The organism is Mycobacterium sp. ST-F2, from assembly GCF_001905655.1.
Lineage (GTDB): Bacteria > Actinomycetota > Actinomycetes > Mycobacteriales > Mycobacteriaceae > Mycobacterium.
This window is the reverse complement of the sequence record NZ_JMHT01000118.1, coordinates 1-1,337: the sequence shown is the minus strand read 5'-3', so window position 1 is coordinate 1,337 and position 1,337 is coordinate 1. Positions and strand designations below refer to the sequence as shown.

General features: G+C 65.2%; 1 protein-coding gene. It reads left to right on the top strand.

Annotated features, from left to right (window positions below):
* The first annotated feature begins 71 nt into the window (after positions 1–71).
* Positions 72–1,300 (top strand): IS3 family transposase gene (locus EB75_RS28085; RefSeq protein ID WP_100485405.1). Its coding sequence is split into 2 segments (ribosomal slippage): positions 72–384 and positions 384–1,300, totalling 1,230 coding nucleotides; the frame shifts between segments, so codons are not numbered across the junction.
* Positions 1,301–1,337: the final 37 nt, after the last annotated feature.

The window sequence follows — 1,337 nt, the reverse complement described above, 5'->3', positions numbered from 1 at the left end:
GGGACTTGACCCCGTGTGTTGGACACGCTTAATCCCAGGAATGCCTGGGGGAAGCGAGATGATCCAACTCGATGGCAAGGAAAAATTACCCCGATGAGTTCAAGCGTGACGCGGTCGCGTTGTACCGGGACACCGACGGTGCGACGATCACCGTGATTGCTGCCGAACTCGGTGTCAGCGAGGCCACGTTGTCGGCGTGGTGCAAGGCCGCCGGCGTGCCGGTCCGCCACCGCAAGCCCGGATCGGCCAGTGTGCCTGCACCGGGCGTGGAGACCCCGGAGCAGGAGCTGGCCCGGCTACGCGCCCAGGTCAAGGACCTGCAAGCGGAGAAGACGAAGCTGGCTACCGAGCGGGACATTCTGCGGTCGGCGGCCAAGTATTTCGCCGGGGAGACGAACTGGTGAGCCGCTTCCAGTTCGTCGCCGACCACCGGGACGCCTTCGAGGTGAAGTGGCTGTGCAGCGTGGTTGAGATCGCGCGTTCGTCGTTTTACGCCTGGTGCGCGGCAGCAGAAGGCCGGGATGCCCGCGCTGCTGCTGACGAGGCGCTCGTCGAGCGGATCCGGGTGGTGCATGACGAGGACAACACCTACGGGGCGCCGCGGATCACCGCTGAGCTCAACGACGGTGTGCCCGAGGCGAAGCGGGTCAACCACAAGCGGGTCGCCCGGGTGATGCGCGGCGCGCAGATCGCCGGCTACCGGCGCAGACGCCGCGTCAAGACGACGGTGCCGGATCCGGCCAACCAGAAGGTGCCCGATCTGCTCAAGCGGGATTTCACCGCGTCGGCAGTCAATGTCGCCTATGTCGGAGATATCACCTACTTGCCCCTGGCGACCGGCGGCAATCTGTACCTGGCCACGGTGATCGACTGCTGCTCACGGCGGGTGGCGGGGTGGGCGATCGCTGAGCACATGCGTACCGAGTTGGTCGAGGACGCCCTCAGGGCCGCCGCGGCGTTGCGCGGCAGTCTGGTCGGTGCAATATTCCATTCGGATCACGGAAGTCAGTACACCTCAAGAGATTTCGCGAACCTCTGCAAAGAACTGGGCGTCACTCAGTCTATGGGCGGCGTGGGGTCAAGTGCCGATAATGCCCTGGCCGAATCGTTCAACGCCGCCCTCAAGCGCGAGATCCTGCAAGACCGCACCTGCTGGATCGACGCAGCGGCCTGCCGTCGTGAGGTGTTCCGCTGGCTGGCCCGCTACAACACCAAACGACGCCACTCCCGCTGCCGCCATTCCAGCCCCGCCACCTACGAAAGGACCCTGACACCCGCTACGCTGCCCGAAGCTGCCTAACCACAAATCCCGTGTCCACTACATGGGGGCAAGGCCC